This window comes from Rhizobium sp. WSM1328 (assembly GCF_057653715.1).
The window spans coordinates 4151287-4172723 of sequence record NZ_CM172788.1 but is presented as its reverse complement, the minus strand read 5'-3'; the positions used below and the strand labels follow the sequence as shown (position 1 = coordinate 4172723).

Here is a 21437-nt window from a genome sequence, read left to right as displayed (position 1 = left end):
TTTCCCGCAATACTTGTTATCCTGATGCTTTGGAGAGTGGTTTTTTCGCGTTCAGGCGGCTTCATCGACCCTCACCAGATGGCCTGCCGTCACTTCCCGGTATCGGCGTGGCGGCGCGACGTAGCCGACCGGGCGGACAGGGCTCTTGAGCTCGTCGGTTCCGAGGTTGCGCTTGATGCCGCGCCGTGAGGGGTCGGGAACCGGCACAGCTGCCATCAGCTTCTTCGTGTAGGCATGCTGCGGGTTGCTGAACAATTCCGCACGTGGACCGATCTCGACGATCTCGCCGAGATACATCACCGCGACGCGGTGGCTGACGCGCTCGACCACCGCCATATCGTGAGAAATGAACAGGAAGGCGAGGTTGAGGCTTTGCTGCAGGTCCATCAGCAGATTGCAGACCTGTGCCTTGATCGAGACATCGAGGGCTGAAACGCTTTCGTCGGCGACGATCACCTTCGGATCGAGTGCGAGCGCGCGGGCGATGCAGATGCGCTGGCGCTGACCGCCGGAAAATTCATGCGGATAGCGTTTCATCATATCGGGTTTCAGCCCGACGCGTTCGAGAAGATCGGCCGCCTTGTCGCGGGCCTGGGCGCCGGTGCCGAGGCCGTGTTCGGTGATGGGTTCGGCGACGGCGGCGCCGACGGTCATGCGCGGGTTGAGGCTGGCGAAGGGATCCTGAAAGATCATCTGGATGCTGCGGCGCATCCGTCTGAGACTGGCCGCGTCAAGGCTCAGCACATCATAACCGTCGAGGCTGACACTGCCGCCGTTCGGCTGGACGAGGCGGGTAATCGAGCGACCGGTGGTCGACTTGCCGCAGCCGGATTCGCCGACGAGCGACAGCGTCTCGCCCTGGAGGAGATCGAAGGAGACGTCCTCGACCGCATGGATCGCGCCGGTCTTGCGGCCGAGCAGGCCGCCACGGATGTCGAAACGGGTAACGAGATTCTTGACTTCGAGGATCGGCGTCCGGCGGCGGTCGACGGTATCGGCCACCTCGATCGGTTCGCGGCGTTCGCCGGTCGTGGTATCGACGACCGGGAAACGCAGCGGCCATTTCCGGTCGGCCATCGAGCCGAGGCGCGGCACGGCCGAGAGCAGAGCGCGGGTATAGGGATGCCTGCCGCGATGGAAGATGTCGTCGGTCGTGCCGGTTTCCACCGCCTCGCCGCGATACATGACGATGGTGCGGTCGGCGATTTCGGCGACGACCCCCATGTCGTGGGTGATGAAGAGCACGGACATGCCCTCTTCTTCCTGCAGCATCTTGATCAGGTCGAGGATCTGGCCCTGGATCGTCACGTCGAGCGCCGTCGTCGGCTCGTCGGCGATCAGCAATTTCGGCCGGCTGGCGAGCGCCATGGCGATCATCACGCGCTGGCGCATGCCGCCTGAGAACTGGTGCGGATATTCGTCGAAGCGCGAGGCGGCGTTGGGAATGCGGACCTTCTCCAGCAAGCGCACGGTTTCGGCCCGCGCCTCGGCCTTGCCGATATCGCCGTGGCAGGTGAGCGCTTCGGAGATCTGGCGGCCGATGGTGAAGATCGGATTGAGGGACGTCATCGGCTCCTGGAAGATCATGGCGGCGTCGTTGCCGCGCACCCGGCGCATCTCCTTTTCCGAAAGAGCGAGAACATCCTTGCCGTTCAAGGTGATGGCGCCATCGATGCGGCTCGATCCCTTGGCGAGAAGCCGCATGATCGAAAGGGAGGTGACGCTCTTGCCCGAGCCGCTTTCGCCGACGATAGCCACCGTCTCGCCTGGCATGACGTCGAAGGAGACGTCGCGCACCACCGGCTTCCAGTCGCCATCGACGAGGAAGGAGGTCGTCAGGTTCCTGACCGAGAGAACCGGGGAGGCGGGGGCTGAAGAAACATCAAGCATGTCGTTGCCTTGTTCTATCTGGTTCACGTCTTCAAAGGCGTGGCGAAGGAGGCCGAAGGCCTGCCTTCAGCAATGCGGGCCGCTTCCAGCGCCGCGATCTTTTCATCGATCTCGCGCCTGTCCGTCATGCCGTTCGGATTTTGCCGCGTCGCCATCGTCTCGGCGACATGCAGGTAACGTTCACCCGCCACCGCGTGCAGGCGAACAAGTTCGGCGAGCGGATCGGGATGATCGTCGGCGCGGAGGCTGAGCCACGGATAATCCTGGTCGCGATGGATGATGAGGGCGGCGGACTGCCTGCCGCGCTTGTCGCCGCCGGCATCCTCGCCTACCTGCATCGCCAGCAGCAGGCGTTCGGCCAGCGGCTTGTCCATTGCCTTGTTGTAGGTGGCAAGTGTTTCGGCGACGACGTCGGGACCCGCGAGCATGTTGCCGGCGACCGAGACGTTTTCGTCGATCAGATGCCCCGCCCAGTCGATGCATGCGGGACCGGTGAAGGCGGCGTTGCGCCCCTTCGCATCGATGAGGTGCAACTGCCGCTGATTGCGGCCGGCGTCACGCCCAGTGAGCTGGGTGATGATCTCCTCCGGCGCCTTGCCTGCAGCCAGCAGCGACAGGCCGTCGACGCCGTAAAGCGGGCTGACGAAGGCCTGGGTAGCAACGGCGCCGATGCCGCCGCGAATATGCGGCACCAGGGCGCCGACGGCAAAGAAGCGGCTCGCGACGGCGATGCCGAGATGACCGGTCGAGGGATCACGGGCGACGATAGACCAGGTCATGACTATCTCCCGATCGCATAGGCCTGCATCAGGCGCGGGGTGGCTGCAGCGCGCAACAGTCCGTCGGCATCGCGTCTCGCGGCGGTCAGCCGGCCGATCGTCCAGGGATCGGCGACCGTCAGCTTGTGACCCTTGCGACGCAGGGCATCAAGGACATCAGGGCCGAAATTCGCTTCCGCCATCAGGCTGCCGGGTTCGCGGGTGCGCGGATAGAAAGAGCCCGGAAAATGCGAGGTGTGGAACAGCGGCTGGTCGATCGCCGCCTGCAGGTTCAGCTTGTGATTGATATAACGCAGGAAGAAGGAAAGCTGCCACTGCTCCTGCTGATCGCCGCCGGGTGTGCCGAAGGCCAGTGTCGGGCGGCCCTCATAGAGGCCGAGCGACGGTGTCAGCGTCGTGCGCGGCCGCTTGCCGGGCGCAAGCGACGTCGGCAACCCTGGTTTCAGCCAGAACATCTGGGCGCGGGAATTGAGGCAGAAGCCGAGGCCGGGCACGGTCGGCGAGGATTGCAGCCAGCCGCCTGATGGCGTGACGGAGACTATGTTGCCGTGGCGGTCGATGACGTCGATATGCACGGTGTCGCCGCGCTTTTCGGAAAGATGCGCCATGGTCGGCTCGTAGACGGCGCCGGTCTTGGAATCCGCGCCGAGCATCTTCATCGTCAGATCATGCTGCGCTTCGAAGCCAGGCACGATGCCGGGGCGAAGATCGAAGGAGGCGTCTGTGCCGACCAGCTTGCGGCGCTCGGCGGCATAGGTCTCCGACAGCAGATGCGCGATGGGAATCTCCGAAAAGTCAGGATCGCCGTAATAGACTTCGCGGTCGGCGAAGGCGAGCTTCATCGCCTCGACGACGGTGTGGACGAAATCGGCGCCAGCGGGATCCATCGCGGCGAGATCGAAGCCTTTGAGGATCGACAGGGTCTGCAGGAAGACCGGACCCTGGCCCCAGGGGCCGATCTTGGCGATCGTCCAGTCATGATAATCATAGGTCAGCGGCTCCTCGATCGTCGCCGACCAGTTCGCCATGTCGGCGGCAGTCAGGACGCCCTTGTGGCGGCTGCCGCTTGCATCCATCACCTCGGCGGTCTTCAGATAATCGTCGATCTTCTCGGCAACGAAGCCGCGATAGAAGGCGTCGCGGGCCGCCTGCACTTGCGCTTCCCGGCCGCTTTTCACTTCCGCCTCGGCGATGACGCGCTTCCAGGTTTCGGCAAGCACCGGATTCCTGAAATTCGCATGCGCTTCGGGCGCGCTGCCGCCTGGCAGCCACGTCTCGTAGGAGGTCGGCCATTCCTTCTCGAAGAAGGCGGCGAGCCCCTTGATGGTGGCGGAGACGCGCGGCAGCATCGGATGGCCGTGCTCGGCGTAATAGATCGCCGGTTCCAGCACACCGCGCACGCTCATCGAGCCATAGTCGCGCAGCATCAGCATCCAGCCATCGAAGGAGCCGGGGATGACGGTCGCAAGCAGCCCGTCGCCGGGGATCAGGCTCAGGCCCTCTGCCGTATAGTGTTCGATCGTCGCACCGGCGGGGGCAGGGCCTTGCGCGCAGATGACCTCGACCTTGTCCTTCTTCTTCGAATAGATCACCGCCGGCATATCGCCGCCCGGACCGCAAAGATGCGGCTCGACGATCTGCAGCACGAAGCCCGTCGCCACTGCCGCGTCGAAGGCATTGCCGCCCTTTTCGAGAATGCTCATGCCGACGGCCGAGGCGATCCAGTGCGTCGAGGTGACGACACCGAAGGTGCCGAGGATCTCGGGACGGGTGGTGAATGCGGTCATGTCAAATGTCCTTTCGAGAAATCATGCTTCGCGCGGATCGAGCGCATCGCGCAGGCCGTCGCCTAAAAGATTGAAACCGATGACGACGAGGAAGATCGCGGCACCCGGCCACATCGCCATCCATGGCGCCTGGGAGAGGAAATTCTTGGCGACGTTCAGCATCGAGCCCCAGCTCGGCGCCGGCGGTTGTTGCCCGAGACCGAGAAAGGAGAGGCTTGCCTCGGCGATGATCGCGGTGGCGATGGTCAACGTCGCTTGCACGAGGATCGGTGCAAAGACGTTCGGCAGGATGTAGCGGGTGATGATGCTCGAGGACCGGAGGCCGATCGAGCGGGCACCCTCGACATATTCTTCGATCTTGACCGAAAGCACCTGGCCGCGCGTCAGCCGCACGAAGACGGGCATGGCGGAAAGGCCGATCGCAATCATCGCATTGGTCAGGCTCGGGCCGAGAAAGGCTGCGAGCGCGATCGCGGTGATGAGGAAAGGCATGGCCAGAAAGGCTTCGGTGATGCGCGAGATCACCATGTCGATCCAGCCGCCGAAATAACCGGAGATAAGGCCGAAGGGCACGCCGATGACAACGGCGATCGCCACCGAGAAGACGCCGGCCATCAGCGAAGCCTGCGCGCCCCAGATCATTCGGGAAAGAATGTCGCGGCCGATGTCGTCGGTGCCAAGCCAATGGGCGGCGGACGGGGCCTTGCGGATCGCCGACCAGCTTGTGGCGTTCGGATCGGGAATCGGAAGGAGGGGGGCGGCAATGGCGAGGATTGCGAAGAAGGCGATGATCGCAAGGCCGACGAGCGCACCCTTGTTGGCCTTCAGCTTGCGCCAGGCACGGCTCGGCGAGCGGTCGATCGCAGAGGGAATGACGGTCTCTCCGATCGCGGTCATAGGGCGGCCCTCATGCGTGGATTGAGCAGGACGTAGAGAATGTCGGCCAAGAGGTTCATCAGGATGAAGCCGATCGCGGTGCAGATCACCACACCCTGGACGACGGCGTAGTCGCGGTTGAAGACGGCGTCGACGATGAGCTTTCCGAAACCCGGAATGGTGAAGATCTGCTCGGTCAGCACGGCACCGGCAAGCAGTTCGCCGAAGAGCAAGGCAGTCAGCGTCACGATCGGCAGCATGGCATTGCGGAAGCCGTGTTCGAGCACGACCGAGCTTTCAGCCAGCCCCTTGGCGCGGGCGGTGCGGATGTAATCGGTGCTGAGGACGCTCAGCATCGCCGAGCGTGTATGCCGCATTAGGGTCGCGGCCAGCGCATTGCCGAGCACGAAGGAGGGCATCAGCATGGTTTCCAGCGAACGCAGCGGATTGCTGAAGAAGGGTTCGTAACCTGATGCCGGCAACCAACCGAGATTGACCGAAACCAGCAGGATCAGCATGATGCCGAGCCAGAAATTCGGGATCGACAGACCGGTCAGCGCGATGATGTTGGCGAGATAGTCGATCATCGTGTTCTTCTTGACGGCCGCCAGGATGCCCATCGGCACGCCGATGACAAAGGCGAAGATCATCGACATGATGGCGAGCTGGATGGTGACCGGCAGCTTTTCGGCGATGAGCTGCAGAACCGGCTGGTTGGTGCGCAGCGAAATGCCGAGATCGCCTTGCAGGGCCGCACCCAGCCAGCGGACATATTGATAGGGCACGGGATCGTTCAGCCGGTATTTCTCGCGCAGGAATTCGAGAACCTGCGGGTCGCGTTCCTCACCGGCCATGGCGAGGATCGGATCGCCGGGCAGCAGCTTCTGCAGCGAGAAGACGAAGACCGAAATGATCAAAAGCGTCGGTATGGCGACCAAGAGCCGTTTGGCGATGTAGGTGTACATGGGCGATCCTGACACGACTGGGGTCATGCGGCGGAGGGTTTCCGCCGCATGATTTGCTGGATCAAAAAGTAGAGCATGATGTCGTCCGAAAACCGCTCACACTTTTCGGCATCATGCTCTAGGGATCAGCCGGCTTTCTTGACGCCGACGAGGCGGATCATGCCATCCGGCGACGGAACGAAGCCGGTGATGTTCTTGTGCAGCGCCCAGATCCAGGACTGATGGCCGAGATAGATGATCGGCAGATCGTCGTTGAGGATGACGGCGGCGGCATCGTATTTCTGCTTGCGCACGGCATCGTCGGTCGAAGCACGAGCTTCGTTCAGCAGCTTGTCCACCTCGGCGTTGCAGTATTTCGTGTCGTTGATGCCGCCCTTGCAGGTGATGAACTGATGGATATTGCCGTCGGGATCGACGCGGCCGGACCAGTCGGAACGGCTGAGCTGATAGTTGCCGGCGGTCTGCTCGCTCAGCAGCGTGGCGAATTCCGTCGACTTCAGGCTGACGTCGAAGCCGGCTTCGCCGACCATCGACTGGATGATCTGCATCATCTGCATGGCAACGGGATTGTTCGGGATCTGCAGCTCGATCGGCACGCGGTCGAAGCCGGCTTCCTTGATCAGCGCCTTGGCCTTGTCGAGATCGCGGGCGGGGACGGGAATATCCTTGTCGAACCACGGGCTGCTCGGCGGGAAGGGCTGGTTGCCGGAGACGGCCGTGCCTTCATAGACGATCTGGTTGACGGCATCGCGGTCGATCGCCAGCGAGAAAGCCTGGCGCAGGCGTTTGTCCTTGCCGAAAGGATTGTCGGCACGCGCGCCGTTGCCGATATTGGTATAGAGCGCCATGTAGCCGGTGCCGACGGCGTCGGCATAGACCAGGCTCGAATCCGCCTTCACGGCTTCAGCATCGGTCGCGGCCAGGCGCTCGATCATGTCGAGATCGCCGGAACGCAGATTGGCGAGGCGCACCGTCGTATCCGGGATCGGCAGATAGGTGAGCTTGTCGATGAAGATCTTGTCCTTGTTCCAGTAGTCCTGGAACTTTTCGAGCACGATGCGATCCTGCTGGATGCGTTCGACGAACTTGAACGGACCGGCGCAGACCGGGTGATCGCCGAACTTGGCGCCGAGCTCCTTGGCGGCCTTCGGCGAGACGATCATGCCGGCGCGGTCGGAAAGCTGGGCAAGAAGGGTGACGTCAGGCGCCTTGAGGGTGAACTTGACCTCGTATTCGCTTGTCGCCTCGACCTTTGCGACCGAGGTCAGCTCGCTCTTGCGGCGTGATTCCGGCAAGGTGATGTTGCGCTCGATGGTGGCGACGACGGCTTCGGCGTTGAACGGGGTCTCGTCATGGAACTTGACGCCTTGGCGCAGCTTCATGGTGAGCTCTTTGCCGTCGGCCGACCAGCTCCATTCGGTGGCAAGCTGCGGCACGATCTTCAGATCCGGCGAGACGTCGACCAGCTTGTCGCACATTGCAGTATAGACGATGCGGCCGACGAAGGTGCGTGACTGCGCGGGATCGAGCACGTCGGCATCGTCCTGCAATCCGATCTTCAGGTCGACGGCGAAGGCAGGAAGCGCAAACAGCGCGCCGGCAACGGTGGCGGTCAGCAATTTGGCGATCTTCATTCCATTCTCCTCTGTTCTGTTTGTTTGGTTTTGGCTTCCATTCCGGCGGTTATGGCCCGCCCGTCTCTCTTCTCCCTGCTCACCTCGCTGTTCAGGCGAGGGTCTTGTCGACCTCCGTTTCGCTATGATCGAGCGAGGTGATGCGGATGAGGCTTTCCTGCAGCGTCAGCAGATGCTGGCGCATCGCTTCGCCCGCCCTGGCAGGATCACGAGCGGCGATCGCATCGACGATCGCCGTGTGCTGACCGAAGGTGACGGGCCGCGTCCGGCTGGCGCTGCGGGCGCGCTCGCGGATCGTCTGCCAGGCCTCGTCCTGGCGCACCCGGTTGATGACGTCGAAGATGGTGAGGAAGAAGCCGTTGCCGGCGCATTGGGCGATCTGGCGGTGCAGCGCCCCGTCCCAGAGTTCGCGGCCGTCGGCATCGGTGCTTTCGTAGATCTTCTTCACCAGATCATACATGCGCTCGATATCGGCGGCCTTGGCGCGCATGGCGGCAAGCTGGGCGAGCTGCGGTTCGATGCGCAGGCGCACTTCCATGACTTCCATGAGATCGGTGCCGGCAACGATCGAGCCGACATGATCGCTCCAGCCGTCGGGGCGCGGGCCGGCATAGGTGCCGGAGCCTTGGCGGCGCCAGATGCGGCCCTCAGCCTCCAGCACTTCGAGGGCACGGCGGACGGCACGGCGGCCGACGCCAAGCATTTCCGAAAGGGTGCGCTCGGTCGGCAGCTTGCCGTCGGCGTCGAGACTGTCGGACCGCAGCAGAGCCCTCAGCCTCTCCAGCGCATAATTCGAATTGCCCTGCGTCTCATCCATCGGCATTCGCTTAAATGGTCCGTACCAATTTTCTATTGGTTCAGTCCAAACCAAATAGCGCCGACCGTCAAGCGCTTTTTTGTGCAAATCCAAATCTGCCCGTTTTTTGCTCAAATCCCGCTATTGCCGCGATACGGGAAAGCAGTCGATCGCGGCGACAGGGCGGCGCCGCGATCGACAATGTCATCCAGAAAATGCAATTGGTTCAGCTGAAGCTCAGGCCAGCGTCGAGCGTGCGGAGAGAAAAACCTGCGGCTCGAAGGCAAAATCCTTGTCGAAAGGATAGGTCGGACGCTGCTTGCGCAGCCGCGGCAGGCGCTCGACGAACTGATCGACGACCCCTGTTGATAGCGCCATCAGGTTCGGATTGGCGATCGGCGCCAGTTCCGGCGAGAGATAGCCCGATTTGACGACGATGATGCTGGCCTTGTGTGGGTCGAGGCCGAGCCGGGTGAAGTCGACGATGTTGTGATAGGGCCGACGCTTGGCGGAGAGCACGAGATCGATACCACTGACCGAAACTACCGCCTGGCGGTCTGTGGGATCTGATGTCTCATGCAGGAACTTGACCGTGAAGCGGCCGTGAACGGGCTTGCTACCCTGGGTGTCGAGCGAGGCGCCGACACTGAGCTCCAGTTCCGCACCGATGCCAGCGGCATAACAGGCCTCGGTCGCCGCCTTGTCGGCGATGCCGGCAAAGACGACGCCGGTGGCGCCCCTGGCAATCAGCTCTGCCAGCACATCAGCCCGGTCCCCAACGCCGCCGCCGGTCGGGTTGTCGCCGGATTCGGCAAGCACCACAGGAGCGGTCGGGCTTGCGATCGCCCTTTCGACACATTCCTCGAGCGTGCCGGTCTTGCAGCCGAAGACAAAGTCTTCGCGCGCATCCCAATAAGCCCTCGCGAGGCGTTTGGCCTCGCGCTCCAGCACGGTGCGGTCGGTGCCGGTCATGATCGCGGCGGCGGTGGCGCGCGGTTCGTCGGCCCAGACATAGCCGACCATCAGCGATGCATCCCAGACGCCGTCGATCGCATCGATCCCGGGCAGCATGTCATAGAGGCTCTTTGCCGGCTCATCGACGGTGCTGGTGCGCTCGCCGGGCAGCACGACCGGGATCGGCACCCAGAGCACGACCGGCCTCTCGCCGGTTTTCAGGCTCTTTACCAGCATGGAAACGGAGCGGCGCATCGTCTCTTCGACATCAATATGCGGCGCAGTGCGGTAGGTGGAATAGATATCGAGCGCATCGATGATGCGTTGCGTGACGTTGCCGTGCAGATCGTAGCTTGCCGAGACCGTGCAATCCTTGCCGACCAGCGCACGGGCCGCGCTGATCCAGTCGCCTTCCGCATCCTCCATGCCCTCGACATACATGGCGCCGTGCATGGCGAGATAGAGACCGTCAAGCGGCAGCATCGGCTTCAGCCGCTCGAGGAATTCACCCTTGAAGGCCTCGTAGGTGGCACGCGAAACCGGGCCGCCGGCGATGGCGCGGGCATGGATCGTCGGCAGAAATTCGGCAGCGTAATCCCTGAGGAAGGCGAAATACGGCGCTTCCAGCAGCGCCGCGCCGCGCAGCACGCGGAAATCCTTCTCCTCGTTCAGGACGGGGTTGTATGTGCTGCATTCGATATGAATGCCACCGACGGCGATGCGCATGGGAAACCTCAGTTGATGTTGGGAGCAGTCAGAAAGTTATGGGCGATGCTGGCAACCCGGCTCCAGCGCCGGTATCGACGCGCCGGGTGCGGATCTGTGTCGGTCGACTGAGTTGTGCTGCGATAAACTGAACATTCGGGATCCGATCCGCAGACGCGTCCTTTTGCCTCGACAATAAGTTTACAAACGAACCAATCAACCAAAATAAATTACAATCTTGATCTTCTAAGCCGGCGTCGAGGTCGAAAGTGCCGTAATCGGTGAGCCTCCGACCGGCTCGGTTTCTTCCGTCGGATGCCGCGGGCCGATTGTTGCCGACAAACGCGGCCGCATCGCCATAAAGAAAAAATCCCACTTCGGGATCCCGAAATTTCCCCGCTTCGGGATCCCGAAATTCGTCGCGTTTTGGGTGGTGTCGCCGCGAGGAAACATCCAATGATTTCAACACCGCAACCAATTTCGGGATTCCGAAGTGCTATATAGATTATGGTGGGGGTCTGGCTGGCCGATGAATTCAGCGCAGCGCCTCGACAGGTTCGCCGAACAGTAAGTCGATGCGCCCACCCACTCAGAGGCTATCGTCGTATTCTTCGAGAATGGTTATCCAGCTCATGGATTCCTGCCAAAATGAGCTCGGAGCAGCGCAAGGCGTCAAATCTGCTCTTGCCGTGCGTCGGCGCAAGGGCGTCTATCCCGGCGCTAAGCAGACATTTAATTTTATTTGAGAAACTGGAGCGGGCGAAGGGATTCGAACCCTCGACCCCAACCTTGGCAAGGTTGTGCTCTACCCCTGAGCTACACCCGCTCAATCCACATCGGTCCGGGGTAGTTGTTGGACCGTGGGCGCCGCCTCGCGGCGACCGGCGCTATATGGCCTAACGGGTTTTCAAATGCAACAGGGAAATGACGGAGAGGCGAAGAAAAATTCTGGTGTTCGCTGACGCCCGGCAGAAAGGCCGCAAATGCGGGGCAAAGCGTCGGTCGCAAAGATTGCCAAACGATGTGGACCGCCTTAATCAGGACGCCTCGCTTTTTTCCCTTCCTGTCCAATGGATTGCCCGATGTCCGAAAATGCCCCGAAGACAAGAGAAGAATTGTTTGCCTTTCTCGACGGGCTCGGGATCGCCCATAAGACGGTCGATCATGCGCCTGTTTTCACCGTGGCGGAATCGGTGTCGCTGCGCGATGAAATCCCCGGTGGCCACACCAAGAACCTGTTCGTCAAAGACAAGAAGGACAGGTATTTTCTGCTGACCGTGGAGGAAAATGCTGCCGTCGACCTCAAGCAGGTGCATAATGCGATCGGCGGGTCGGGCCGGGTTTCCTTTGGCAGACCGGAGAAGCTGATGGAGTATCTCGGCGTCGCTCCGGGTTCGGTGACGGCCTTCGGCGCGATCAACGATACCGCTGAGAATGTCACCTTCGTGCTCGATGCCGAGCTGATGGCGTACGAGATCGTCAACTGCCATCCGCTATCCAATGATGCGACGACCTCGATTGCGAGCAGCGATCTTATCCGTTTCATGGAAGCGACGGGACATAAGCCACTTGTCTTGAAAGTGACGTCCTGACATACGATTTTAGCGCTAAAGCGCGTCTCGATCTTTTAGATTCGCCTGCCGCGCTTTAGTCTTTGGTTTTGCGCATGCCTTTATCGCAAAACCGCCACACAGTTTTGCGCGACATGCTTTAGCAAAGACGCCGGCAGGATCGGCGCGGCGGGAGATACCTATGAGCGGCAGCGACAACCCCTATAATGCTTCCTTCGGAAATCAGATGACGGCGACGACAAACTTCGGTGCTGCGCCGGAACCCGCGGCTGCGGCCGGCAGCTACATCACGGAGACGACGACCGCGAATTTCGCCAAGGACGTCATCGAGGAATCGCGCAAGCAGCCGGTACTGGTCGATTTCTGGGCACCCTGGTGCGGCCCGTGCAAGCAGCTGACGCCGGTCTTGGAAAAGGTCATCAACGAAGCCAAGGGCCGCGTTCGGCTGGTCAAGATGAATATCGACGACCATCCCTCGATCGCCGGTCAGCTCGGCATCCAGTCGATCCCCGCCGTCATCGCCTTCGTCAACGGCCGTCCCGCCGACGGTTTCATGGGCGCGGTGCCGGAAAGCCAGATCCAGCAGTTCATCGACCGGATCGCCGGTCCGGCCGGCGCCGACGAGGCGGCCGAAATCGAAGCGGTGGTTGCGGAAGCGGCGGAACTGCTTGCCACCGGCAATATCGACGAGGCCGCTCAGCTCTACGGCGCCGTGATGCAGGCCGATCCCGAGAATGCCAAGGCGCTTGCCGGCATGGCCGAATGCATGATCGCAGCCAACCAGCATCACCGGGCGCGCGAAATACTGACGGAATTGCCGGAAGAGCTGGCGAAAGACGCCGGCATCCAGGCCGTGCTGATGAAGCTCGAGCAGATCGAGGAGGCCCGCAAGCTCGGTGATCCCGTTGCGCTCGAGCGTGAACTGGCCGCCAATCCCGATGACCACGAAGCGCGGATCAAGCTTGCCAAGATCCGCAATGTCGAAGGCCGGCGCGACGAAGCGGCCGACCATCTGCTGCTGATCATGCGCAAGGACCGTGCCTTCGACGACGACGGCGCCCGCCGCCAGCTGCTGCAGTTCTTCGAGGTCTGGGGCTTCAAGGATCCAGCGACGGTTGCAGCGCGGCGCAAGCTTTCGGCGATGCTGTTTTCCTAGGGCGCCGCGCATCCGCAGCACTCGCCACGGTCGGTCTATCGCATTGAATCGGTGCAGGATCTTTTCCGAGAACCGATTCCGATTTTCGGCGTACGAGTTAAGTTTCGAGCATCTGCCCTTGCGTTTTCGGACGAGGGCACCACATTCTCGTCAGGACGGGCAAGCCCGTTACAAGAATGCGGGACGGTTTCATGCAAGTCGGGAATGCCAGATACCTGAAGCCGGGCGATCTGCCTGATGCGATCGCTGTCTTCCCCCTGACCGGCGCCCTTCTGCTGCCGGCCGGGCAGCTTCCCCTCAACATTTTCGAGCCGCGCTATCTGGCGATGCTGGATGCAGCACTGACCGGAAACCGTCTGATCGGCATGGTGCAGCCGGCATTCGGCGAACACGAGGACAAGGGCGGCGAGCCCAACCTTGCCGCCGTCGGTTGCCTCGGCCGCATCACCTCTTTCGCCGAGACCGGCGACGGGCGCTATATCGTATCGCTGACCGGCGTCTGCCGCTTCCGGCTGCTGGAGGAGAAAGCGACCAGCGATCCCTTCCGCATCTTCCGTATCGCCCCTTTTATCGCCGACCTCTCGGCCGCGAATGAGGAGGAGGCGGTCGATCGCGCAGCGCTTCTGACCGCCTTCAAGGCCTATCTCGATGCCAACAAGCTCGAGGCCGACTGGGAGAGCGTCGAACGCGCGAGCAATCTGACGCTGGTCAATTCGCTGGCGATGATGTCGCCCTTCGGGCCGGCGGAAAAGCAAGCGCTGCTGGAGGCGCCTGACCTGAAGACGCGAGCCGAGACGCTGATCGCCATTACCGAAATCGTGCTGGCGCGCGTCTTCGGTGACTCCGATACGGTTCTGCAGTAGACTTCAGCCATGGACGAAAAACTCAGCCGCGTCGATCCAAAGCTGCTCGATCTCCTGGTCTGCCCGCTCTCCAAGGGCCGGCTTTCCTATGATCGCGAGCAGAATGAACTTGTCTCGGAAAAGGCGCGGCTTGCCTATCCGATCCGCGACGGCATTCCGATCATGCTGGTGTCAGAGGCTCGCCGTCTTGATGAATAGAGCGTCCTTAGCGTTTCCGATTTCGAGTTATGCGCAAGCGCCTCTTTAAATCGTCTCTCCGGCAAGCAGCCGCGGATTGTCCTTTGCCGTCGTTCCGGCCGCCTGGCCGATGAAGAAGGATTTGAGGCGTGGCAGCCGGTCGACGATGCCGAGTCCGACGTCGCGGGCGATGCGGATCGGCGTTGCGTCGTTGGAGAAGAGCCGGTTCAGCACGTCGGTCGTCACCCCCATACGGAAAGTGTCGAAGCGGCGCCAGGTTTGGTAGCGCTCTAGGATATTGATCGAGCCGATATCGAGGCCGAGGCGATCGGCATCCACGATGGTTTCGGCAAGTGCCGCCACATCTTTGAAGCCGAGATTGAGGCCCTGCCCCGAAATCGGGTGGATACCATGGGCGGCGTCGCCAGCCAGCGCGAAACGCGGCGCGACGAAGGAGCGGGCGAGCGTCAGGCCGAGCGGGAAGGCACGCTTGTCGCCGATCACTTTCAGGCTCCCAAGCTTGTGGCCGAAGCGGCGTTCGAGCTCTTCCTCGAAGATCAGGTCGTCGGCGGCGACCAGCCGGTTGGCATCCGGCGTGCGCTCCGTCCAGACGAGCGAGGAGCGGTTGTTCTTGAGCGGCAGGATGGCGAAGGGGCCGGCCGGCAAAAAGTGTTCCTCGGCGCAGCCGTCATGCGGCCGCTCGTGTTCGACGGTTGCAACGATGCCGGACTGGCCGTAGTCCCAGGTGACGGTCCTGATGCCGGCGAGATCGCGCAGTTTCGAGCGCACGCCGTCGCAGGCAACCAATAGCTTGGTTTCCAGCGTACCACCGTCCGAAAGCGTGACGGTGACATGAGTGTCGTGGGTTTTCAGCTCCGTGGCGCCGAGCCCATGGCGGATATCGATGCCGAGCCGCTCGCAGGCGCCGCGCAGGGCTGCGACCATGGCAACATTCGGGATCATGTGGGCGAAGGGCCGGCCTTCGGAGACTTGGCCGTCGAAGGTCAGAAAAACCGGACGCACCGGATCGGAGGTCTTGGAGTCGGTGACGATCATCTTGGTGATCGGCTGGGCTTCCGGCTCGATCTCGTTCCAGATGCCGAAGACCTCGAGCATCTTTGCCGCCGCCGCGATGACGGCGGAAGCGCGCGTATCGTTTTTCCAGACATGCTCGGGGGCCGCCTCGACGACGGCGACATTCAGATGGGGTGCTGCCTGTTTGACCGCTACAGCGGCGGAAAGGCCGACATAACCCCCGCCCACAACCAGCATGTCCAACATCGCGCCGCTCCCGTACCTTGTGCCTCAGATGTGCTCTATATAGATCATCGCAACTTCACTTCCTACCGCCGGGAGACATAGAAATGACGCGCGAGACATCAGAGCCTTCGGCGATGGAGACGCTGCTTTCTACGCTCGACCTCGAGCCGATCGAGGTCGATATCTTCCGCGGCCGCAGCCCGAAGGTCGGCTGGCAGCGGGTCTTCGGCGGCCAGGTGATCGGCCAGGCGCTGATGGCGGCGCAGCGCACCATCGAGGGCGAGCGTTTCGTCCATTCGCTGCATGCCTATTTCATGCGTCCCGGCGATCCCTCGGTGCCGATCATCTACCAGGCGGAACGCATCCGCGATGGATCGAGCTTCAATACGAGGCGCGTCGTCGCCATCCAGCACGGCAAGGCGATCTTCGCGCTGTCGGCCTCCTTCCAGGTGGAGGAGCCGGGCTTCGAACATCAGATTACGATGCCCGATGTCGAGATGCCGGAGGCGCTGCTCGGCGAGCAGCAGATCAAGGAACAGTATCTCGCGCACGCGCCGGAGGCGATCCGAAAATACTGGCAGCGCGAGCGGCCGATCGAGATCCGTCCCGTCTCGCTGACGCATTATTTTTCCGACAGGAAACTCGATCCGAAGCAGGATGTCTGGGTGCGCGCTACCGGCCCGGTTCCCGACAACAGGCTCTATCAGGCGGCCGTGCTTGCCTATCTTTCGGACATGACGCTGCTCGATACGTCGCTCTATGCGCACGGAACGTCCATCTTCGACCAGAGCCTGCAGGTGGCGAGCCTCGATCACTCCATGTGGTTCCACAGACCCTGCAAACTCGACGACTGGCTGCTTTATACGCAGGACAGTCCGTCGGCTTCTGGCGCCAGAGGATTAACCCGGGGTAGCCTATTTACGCGATCGGGTGAGCTGATTGCCTCTGTCGCGCAGGAAGGTCTGATTCGGAAAAAGGCAAATGAATAAATAATGTGCATCTTTTTGAAGTTGCGCGTTATTTGTGCGCTTATCGGCCGGTCATTTGCCTGTTTATTGGCATTATTTATTATAACCTTTACTTTTCAATAACTTACGATCTGCCTTGAATCTGGCACGCCCCTTGAATGTATATCGCCGGTCGCTGTTCAGGAACGTCAGCGGCAAGGAGAGTCGGCTCCGTGCCGAGGATAACGAAGGATGGGAAACCAGATGAAAATTGTGATGGCCATTATCAAGCCGTTCAAGCTCGATGAGGTCCGCGAAGCCCTTACGGCGATCGGTATTCAGGGGCTGACCGTAACCGAGGTGAAGGGCTACGGGCGCCAGAAGGGGCACACCGAAATCTATCGCGGCACCGAATATGCAGTCAGCTTCCTGCCGAAGCTCAAGATCGAAATCGCTGTTGCATCGGAACTCGTCGACAGGGCGGTCGAGGCCATTGCGGCATCGGCCAAGACCGGCCAGATCGGCGACGGCAAGATCTTCGTCTATTCGATCGACCATGCCGTGCGCATCCGTACGGGCGAAACCGATTCAGAAGCGCTGTAAGAACGGCAGATCAAGGAGCTTTTTCCAATGTCAATTTCGAAGTTTTCTTCCACCTTTGCGCGGCTTTGCGCAGCTTCGGCCGCCCTTCTGGCGCCGGCCGTCGCTTTTGCGCAGGAGGCTGCACCAGCTGCTGCCACCGCTGCTGCTGCTCCTGCTTTCACCATGGACAAGGGTGACAATGCCTGGATGCTCGTCTCCTCGGCGCTCGTCCTTTTGATGACCATCCCCGGCCTTGCGCTTTTCTACGGCGGTCTCGTCCGCGCCAAGAACATGCTCTCGGTGCTGATGCAGGTATTCATGATCACCGCCGTCGTGGCGCTGATCTGGGTGACTTACGGCTATTCGCTCGCCTTCACCGACGGCGGCTCGCTGAACAGCTTCGTCGGCGGCTTCTCCAAGGCCTTCCTCGCCGGCGTCAACACGTCGTCGCTCGCTGAAACCTTCTCGAAGGGCGTCGCCATTCCGGAATACACCTTCATCGTATTCCAGATGACCTTTGCCTGCATCACGCCTGGCCTGATCGTCGGCGCATTCGCCGAACGCATCAAGTTCTCGGCCGTCATGCTCTTCGTCGTGCTCTGGGTCACCTTCATCTACTTCCCGATGGCACACATGGTCTGGTTCTGGGGCGGTCCGAGCTCCTACACCTCGCCGGCCGGACTGATCTTCTCCTATGGCGCAATCGACTTCGCCGGCGGCACGGTCGTTCACATCAATGCCGGTATTGCGGGCCTCGTCGGCGCCATCATGCTCGGCAAGCGCACGGGCTATAAGAAGGAAATCATGGCTCCGCACTCGATGACGCTGACCATGGTCGGCGCCTCGCTGCTCTGGGTCGGTTGGTTCGGCTTCAATGCCGGCTCCAACCTCGAAGCCAATTCCTACGCCTCGCTTGCCTTCATCAACACCTTCGTCGCCACGGCTGCCGCCGCTGTGTCCTGGTGCATCGTCGAAACCCTCACCCGCGGCAAGGCTTCCATGCTGGGTGGCGCTTCCGGCGCGGTTGCCGGTCTCGTCGCCATTACCCCGGCGGCAGGCTTTGCCGGCCCGATGGGCTCGATCGTTCTCGGCCTGATCGTCTCACCGGTCTGCTACTTCTTCGTCGACGTCGTGAAGAACAAGTTCAACTACGACGACAGCCTTGATGTCTTCGGCGTCCATTGCGTCGGCGGCATCATCGGCGCTCTCGGCACCGGTATCCTCGTCAACCCGGCGCTCGGCGGTGCAGGCATCGTCGATTATTCGACCGCCGATTTCGCAGCCTCCTATGCCGGCACGGCAACCCAGGTCTGGGCTCAGGCCAAGGGCGTGCTGACGACGCTGCTGTGGTCGGGTATCGGCTCGGCGATCCTCTACAAGATCGTCGACGTCGTCATCGGCCTGCGTGTCACCGTCGAAGCCGAGCGCGAAGGTCTCGACCTCTCGACCCACGGCGAAGCCGCTTACCACTCTTCCTGATCACAGGGTTTGCGGCGCCCGGCAAAAGGGCGCCGCTTCACGGCCCGTCGCGGCCTATCTAACCATAGACCGCATTTGGCCCGGACCTTCCAAGGTTCGGGCTTTTTTCATTTCCCGGTCTAGAATTGTCGTCCAGCCATGCATGGTTAACATCGCTTTAACCCGGCTCTGATTAGGTAGAGTGGACGCATTTTGGCACGGCGAAGCTTCAGCGATTCGCGTGTCCTCAGGCATTGGACGGGTTAGACACATGGCAAGAAGCACGTCGCCGGCAATGGATGGCCGTCCGGATCGGTTCTCCTTCTCGGCATTCATGCTGCGGCAGATCCAGGCGCTCATCGGCTTTGCGATCTTTCTGCTGCTGGCGTTCTGCGTCGCGGCGCTGGCGACATGGAATGTTGCGGATCCGAGCTATTCCTATGCGACCGCTAACCTGCCGACGAATATTCTCGGTTACAGCGGGGCTGCCTTTGCCGATATCGTCATGCAGTTCCTCGGGCTTGCCAGCGTCGTTTCGATGCTGCCGATCGTCGCCTGGGCGCTGACGCTGATCTCGGGTCGCCGCTTCAGCCGTATTCCGGCCCGTGGCGGCGCCTGGTTGGCCGGTTCGGTGCTTTCCTGCGCCATCATCGGCTGCTTTCCGCCGCCGCTCACCTGGCCGATTCCGAACGGCATCGGCGGCGTCGTCGGCGACATGATCCTGCGTTTTCCCGCACTCTTCGTCGGCGCTTATCCCACAGGCACCTTCGCCATGGTCGTCGGCTGCATCTTTGCCGCGCCGACCGCCTGGATGATGCTCTTTGCCTCCGGCCTGGTCGGCCGCAGCGACGCCGACGAGGAGGTCGAGGAGGAGTACGTCGATACGCGCAGTAGCAAGGCCCGCGTCGTCGGAGACGAGGACGAGGAGGAGGACGAGTCCCGCTGGGTCGCTCTCAGCGGTGCCGTGACGCATGCCTGGTATATGAGCCAGGGCCGACTGCGCCGGCTCTTCGGCATGGGGCCGCGCAAGCGGCGCCAGGGCGATTACGAATCCCCTTATGATTTCAACGATGACGAGTTCGGCACGCTGAACGAACCCGTGCGCGCCAAGGCGCCGACCGCTCGCGGCGAGCGCATGGAACCGTCGATGGAGCCATCGATGGGAGCAAGGACGGCTTCGCCGCGGCGCGTCGTTTCCGCGCCGTCGCTGTCCATCGATGACGACGACGATAATGACGACGACCTGCCCTTCGATACCGATATGCCGCCGCGCCCGGCCGATATCCTGCCCGACGACGATGACGAGGACTGGATGATCCGCGCGCCGGCAAAGGCCGCCGGCAAGCCGGAACCGCGCGTCATCCCCGTGGTCGCACGTCCGAAGCCCAGCGCCCGCATCGAGCGGGAGGCGCAAGGCTCGTTCATCCGTCCCGAGGGTTTCCAGCTTCCGTCGATGCATCTGCTCGCCGAACCAAAGAATGTCGTGCGCGACTCCACGCTTTCGGCCGATGCGCTGGAGCAGAACGCCCGCATGCTCGAAGGCGTGCTCGAAGATTTCGGCGTCAAGGGCGAGATCATCCATGTCCGCCCCGGCCCGGTCGTCACGCTCTACGAACTGGAGCCGGCACCCGGGATCAAGTCGTCGCGCGTCATCGGCCTTGCCGACGATATCGCCCGCTCGATGAGCGCCATTGCCGCCCGCGTCGCCGTCGTGCCCGGCCGCAACGCGATCGGCATCGAATTACCGAACCAGACGCGCGAGACCGTCTATCTGCGTGAACTCATCGCCTCGAGGGATTTCGAGGGCAGCAAGGCGAAGCTCGCCATGGCGCTCGGCAAGACGATCGGCGGCGAAGCTGTGATCGCCGACCTCGCCAAGATGCCGCATCTGCTGGTCGCCGGCACCACCGGCTCCGGCAAGTCGGTCGCCATCAACACGATGATCCTATCGCTGCTTTACCGCATGACGCCGGAACAATGCCGGCTGATCATGATCGACCCGAAGATGCTCGAACTCTCCGTCTATGATGGCATCCCGCATCTGCTTTCGCCTGTCGTCACCGATCCGAAGAAGGCCGTCGTCGCGCTCAAATGGACCGTTCGCGAGATGGAAGAGCGCTACAAGAAGATGTCGAAGATCGGCGTGCGTAACATCGACGGCTTCAACACCCGCGTCGAGCAGGCGCTGTCGAAGGGCGAGGCGATCTCGCGTACGGTGCAGACCGGATTCGACCGCCACACCGGCGAAGCGATGTACGAGACCGAAGAATTCGATCTGCGGCCGATGCCCTATATCGTCGTGATCATCGACGAGATGGCCGACCTGATGATGGTCGCCGGCAAGGATATCGAAGGCGCCGTCCAGCGTTTGGCGCAGATGGCCCGTGCCGCCGGCATACATGTGATCATGGCGACACAGCGTCCGTCGGTCGACGTCATCACCGGCACGATCAAGGCGAACTTCCCGACCCGCATCTCCTTCCAGGTGACCTCGAAGATCGACAGCCGCACCATCCTTGGCGAACAGGGCGCCGAGCAGCTGCTGGGCATGGGTGACATGCTCTACATGGCGGGCGGCGGGCGTATCCAGCGCGTGCACGGCCCGTTCGTTTCGGATGTCGAGGTGGAGGAGATCGTCTCCTACCTGAAGACCCAGGGCTCGCCGCAATATCTCGACGCGATCACCGCCGATGATGACGAGGATGGCGATTACGGCGGCGGCGGCGGCCCGGCCGGCACGTCCAATCTTTCCGAATCGGAAGATCCCTACGACCAGGCGGTCGCCATCGTGCTGCGCGACGGCAAGGCATCGACATCCTACGTCCAGCGCCGCCTCGGCATCGGCTACAACCGCGCTGCCTCGCTCGTCGAGCGCATGGAGAAGGAGGGCATCATAGGACCGGCCAACCATGCCGGCAAACGCGAGATCCTCGTTCCCACAGAAGGCGACATCCTCGACCGCTGACAGAACAGGCATATATTTCCAATACAGCCGCTTTTGCGGAAACCTGATAGCGCCGAAGCCGTTACCTCTCGC

18 protein-coding genes and 1 tRNA gene are annotated in these 21437 nt (G+C 62.0%); 8 read left to right on the top strand and 11 right to left on the bottom strand.

Going from position 1 to position 21437, the window contains the following annotated elements:
- Positions 1 to 51: 51 nt before the first annotated feature.
- The 10 genes from AC2444_RS20775 to AC2444_RS20730 form a co-directional block, all read right to left on the bottom strand.
- Positions 52 to 1890: an ABC transporter ATP-binding protein gene (locus AC2444_RS20775; RefSeq protein ID WP_012759400.1), complete on the bottom strand. Its 1839-nt coding sequence runs from the start codon at positions 1888 to 1890 to the stop codon at positions 52 to 54.
- A 23-nt stretch (positions 1891 to 1913) separates the two neighbouring features.
- Positions 1914 to 2669, bottom strand: a complete 756-nt coding sequence (locus tag AC2444_RS20770; protein ID WP_012759399.1) for a DUF1028 domain-containing protein — start codon at positions 2667 to 2669, stop codon at positions 1914 to 1916.
- 2 nt (positions 2670 to 2671) lie between these two features.
- On the bottom strand, positions 2672 to 4456 hold the full coding sequence (locus AC2444_RS20765; RefSeq protein WP_012759398.1) for a gamma-glutamyltransferase family protein: 1785 nt from the start codon (positions 4454 to 4456) through the stop codon (positions 2672 to 2674).
- A gap of 21 nt (positions 4457 to 4477) precedes the next feature.
- The gene (locus AC2444_RS20760; RefSeq protein ID WP_012759397.1) at positions 4478 to 5353 is read right to left on the bottom strand and encodes an ABC transporter permease; all 876 of its coding nucleotides are present in this window, start codon (positions 5351 to 5353) and stop codon (positions 4478 to 4480) included.
- Positions 5350 to 6297, bottom strand: coding sequence for an ABC transporter permease (locus AC2444_RS20755; RefSeq protein ID WP_012759396.1), 948 nt, complete (start codon positions 6295 to 6297; stop codon positions 5350 to 5352). The genes AC2444_RS20760 and AC2444_RS20755 overlap by 4 nt, the downstream gene beginning before the upstream one ends.
- Before the next feature lie 125 nt (positions 6298 to 6422).
- Positions 6423 to 7931, bottom strand: a complete 1509-nt coding sequence (locus AC2444_RS20750) for an ABC transporter substrate-binding protein (RefSeq protein ID WP_012759395.1) — start codon at positions 7929 to 7931, stop codon at positions 6423 to 6425.
- 91 nt (positions 7932 to 8022) lie between these two features.
- The gene (locus AC2444_RS20745; RefSeq protein WP_012759394.1) at positions 8023 to 8754 is read right to left on the bottom strand and encodes a FadR/GntR family transcriptional regulator; all 732 of its coding nucleotides are present in this window, start codon (positions 8752 to 8754) and stop codon (positions 8023 to 8025) included.
- A gap of 210 nt (positions 8755 to 8964) precedes the next feature.
- The gene (locus AC2444_RS20740) at positions 8965 to 10407 is read right to left on the bottom strand and encodes a M81 family metallopeptidase (protein WP_012759393.1); all 1443 of its coding nucleotides are present in this window, start codon (positions 10405 to 10407) and stop codon (positions 8965 to 8967) included.
- Between the two features lie 28 nt (positions 10408 to 10435).
- Positions 10436 to 10864 carry a hypothetical protein gene (locus AC2444_RS20735; RefSeq protein WP_164902313.1) on the bottom strand — a complete coding sequence of 143 codons (429 nt, stop codon included), beginning with the start codon at positions 10862 to 10864 and terminating at the stop codon, positions 10436 to 10438.
- A gap of 273 nt (positions 10865 to 11137) precedes the next feature.
- A tRNA-Gly gene (locus tag AC2444_RS20730) sits at positions 11138 to 11212 on the bottom strand.
- Between the two features lie 256 nt (positions 11213 to 11468).
- Here AC2444_RS20730 and AC2444_RS20725 point away from each other — a divergent pair.
- The 4 genes from AC2444_RS20725 to AC2444_RS20710 all read left to right on the top strand — a co-directional run bounded on the left by AC2444_RS20725 (position 11469) and on the right by AC2444_RS20710 (position 14174).
- Entirely contained in the window at positions 11469 to 11978 is a 510-nt protein-coding gene (locus tag AC2444_RS20725) for a prolyl-tRNA synthetase associated domain-containing protein (protein ID WP_012759392.1), read from the top strand.
- 160 nt (positions 11979 to 12138) lie between these two features.
- On the top strand, positions 12139 to 13113 hold the full coding sequence (trxA, locus tag AC2444_RS20720; protein ID WP_012759391.1) for a thioredoxin: 975 nt from the start codon (positions 12139 to 12141) through the stop codon (positions 13111 to 13113).
- A gap of 176 nt (positions 13114 to 13289) precedes the next feature.
- Positions 13290 to 13976: an LON peptidase substrate-binding domain-containing protein gene (locus AC2444_RS20715; protein ID WP_017995461.1), complete on the top strand. Its 687-nt coding sequence runs from the start codon at positions 13290 to 13292 to the stop codon at positions 13974 to 13976.
- 9 nt (positions 13977 to 13985) lie between these two features.
- A complete protein-coding gene (locus AC2444_RS20710) occupies positions 13986 to 14174 on the top strand; it encodes a Trm112 family protein (RefSeq protein ID WP_012759389.1) in 189 nt (62 codons plus the stop codon).
- 45 nt (positions 14175 to 14219) lie between these two features.
- Here the strand turns inward: AC2444_RS20710 and AC2444_RS20705 are convergent, their stop codons facing one another.
- Positions 14220 to 15434, bottom strand: a complete 1215-nt coding sequence (locus tag AC2444_RS20705; protein ID WP_012759388.1) for a ubiquinone biosynthesis hydroxylase — start codon at positions 15432 to 15434, stop codon at positions 14220 to 14222.
- A gap of 83 nt (positions 15435 to 15517) precedes the next feature.
- On the opposite strand from AC2444_RS20705, the gene tesB reads away from it, so the two are divergent.
- From tesB to AC2444_RS20685, 4 genes are all read left to right on the top strand, one after another.
- Positions 15518 to 16402 carry an acyl-CoA thioesterase II gene (gene tesB / locus AC2444_RS20700; protein WP_012759387.1) on the top strand — a complete coding sequence of 295 codons (885 nt, stop codon included), beginning with the start codon at positions 15518 to 15520 and terminating at the stop codon, positions 16400 to 16402.
- Positions 16403 to 16612: 210 nt separating this feature from the next.
- The gene (locus tag AC2444_RS20695) at positions 16613 to 16963 is read left to right on the top strand and encodes a P-II family nitrogen regulator (protein WP_003543684.1); all 351 of its coding nucleotides are present in this window, start codon (positions 16613 to 16615) and stop codon (positions 16961 to 16963) included.
- 27 nt (positions 16964 to 16990) lie between these two features.
- Complete coding sequence (locus tag AC2444_RS20690; RefSeq protein ID WP_012759386.1) at positions 16991 to 18421, top strand: ammonium transporter; 1431 nt, start codon at positions 16991 to 16993, stop codon at positions 18419 to 18421.
- 250 nt (positions 18422 to 18671) lie between these two features.
- Positions 18672 to 21365, top strand: coding sequence for an FtsK/SpoIIIE family DNA translocase (locus tag AC2444_RS20685; RefSeq protein WP_017995458.1), 2694 nt, complete (start codon positions 18672 to 18674; stop codon positions 21363 to 21365).
- The last annotated feature ends 72 nt before the right edge of the window (positions 21366 to 21437 follow it).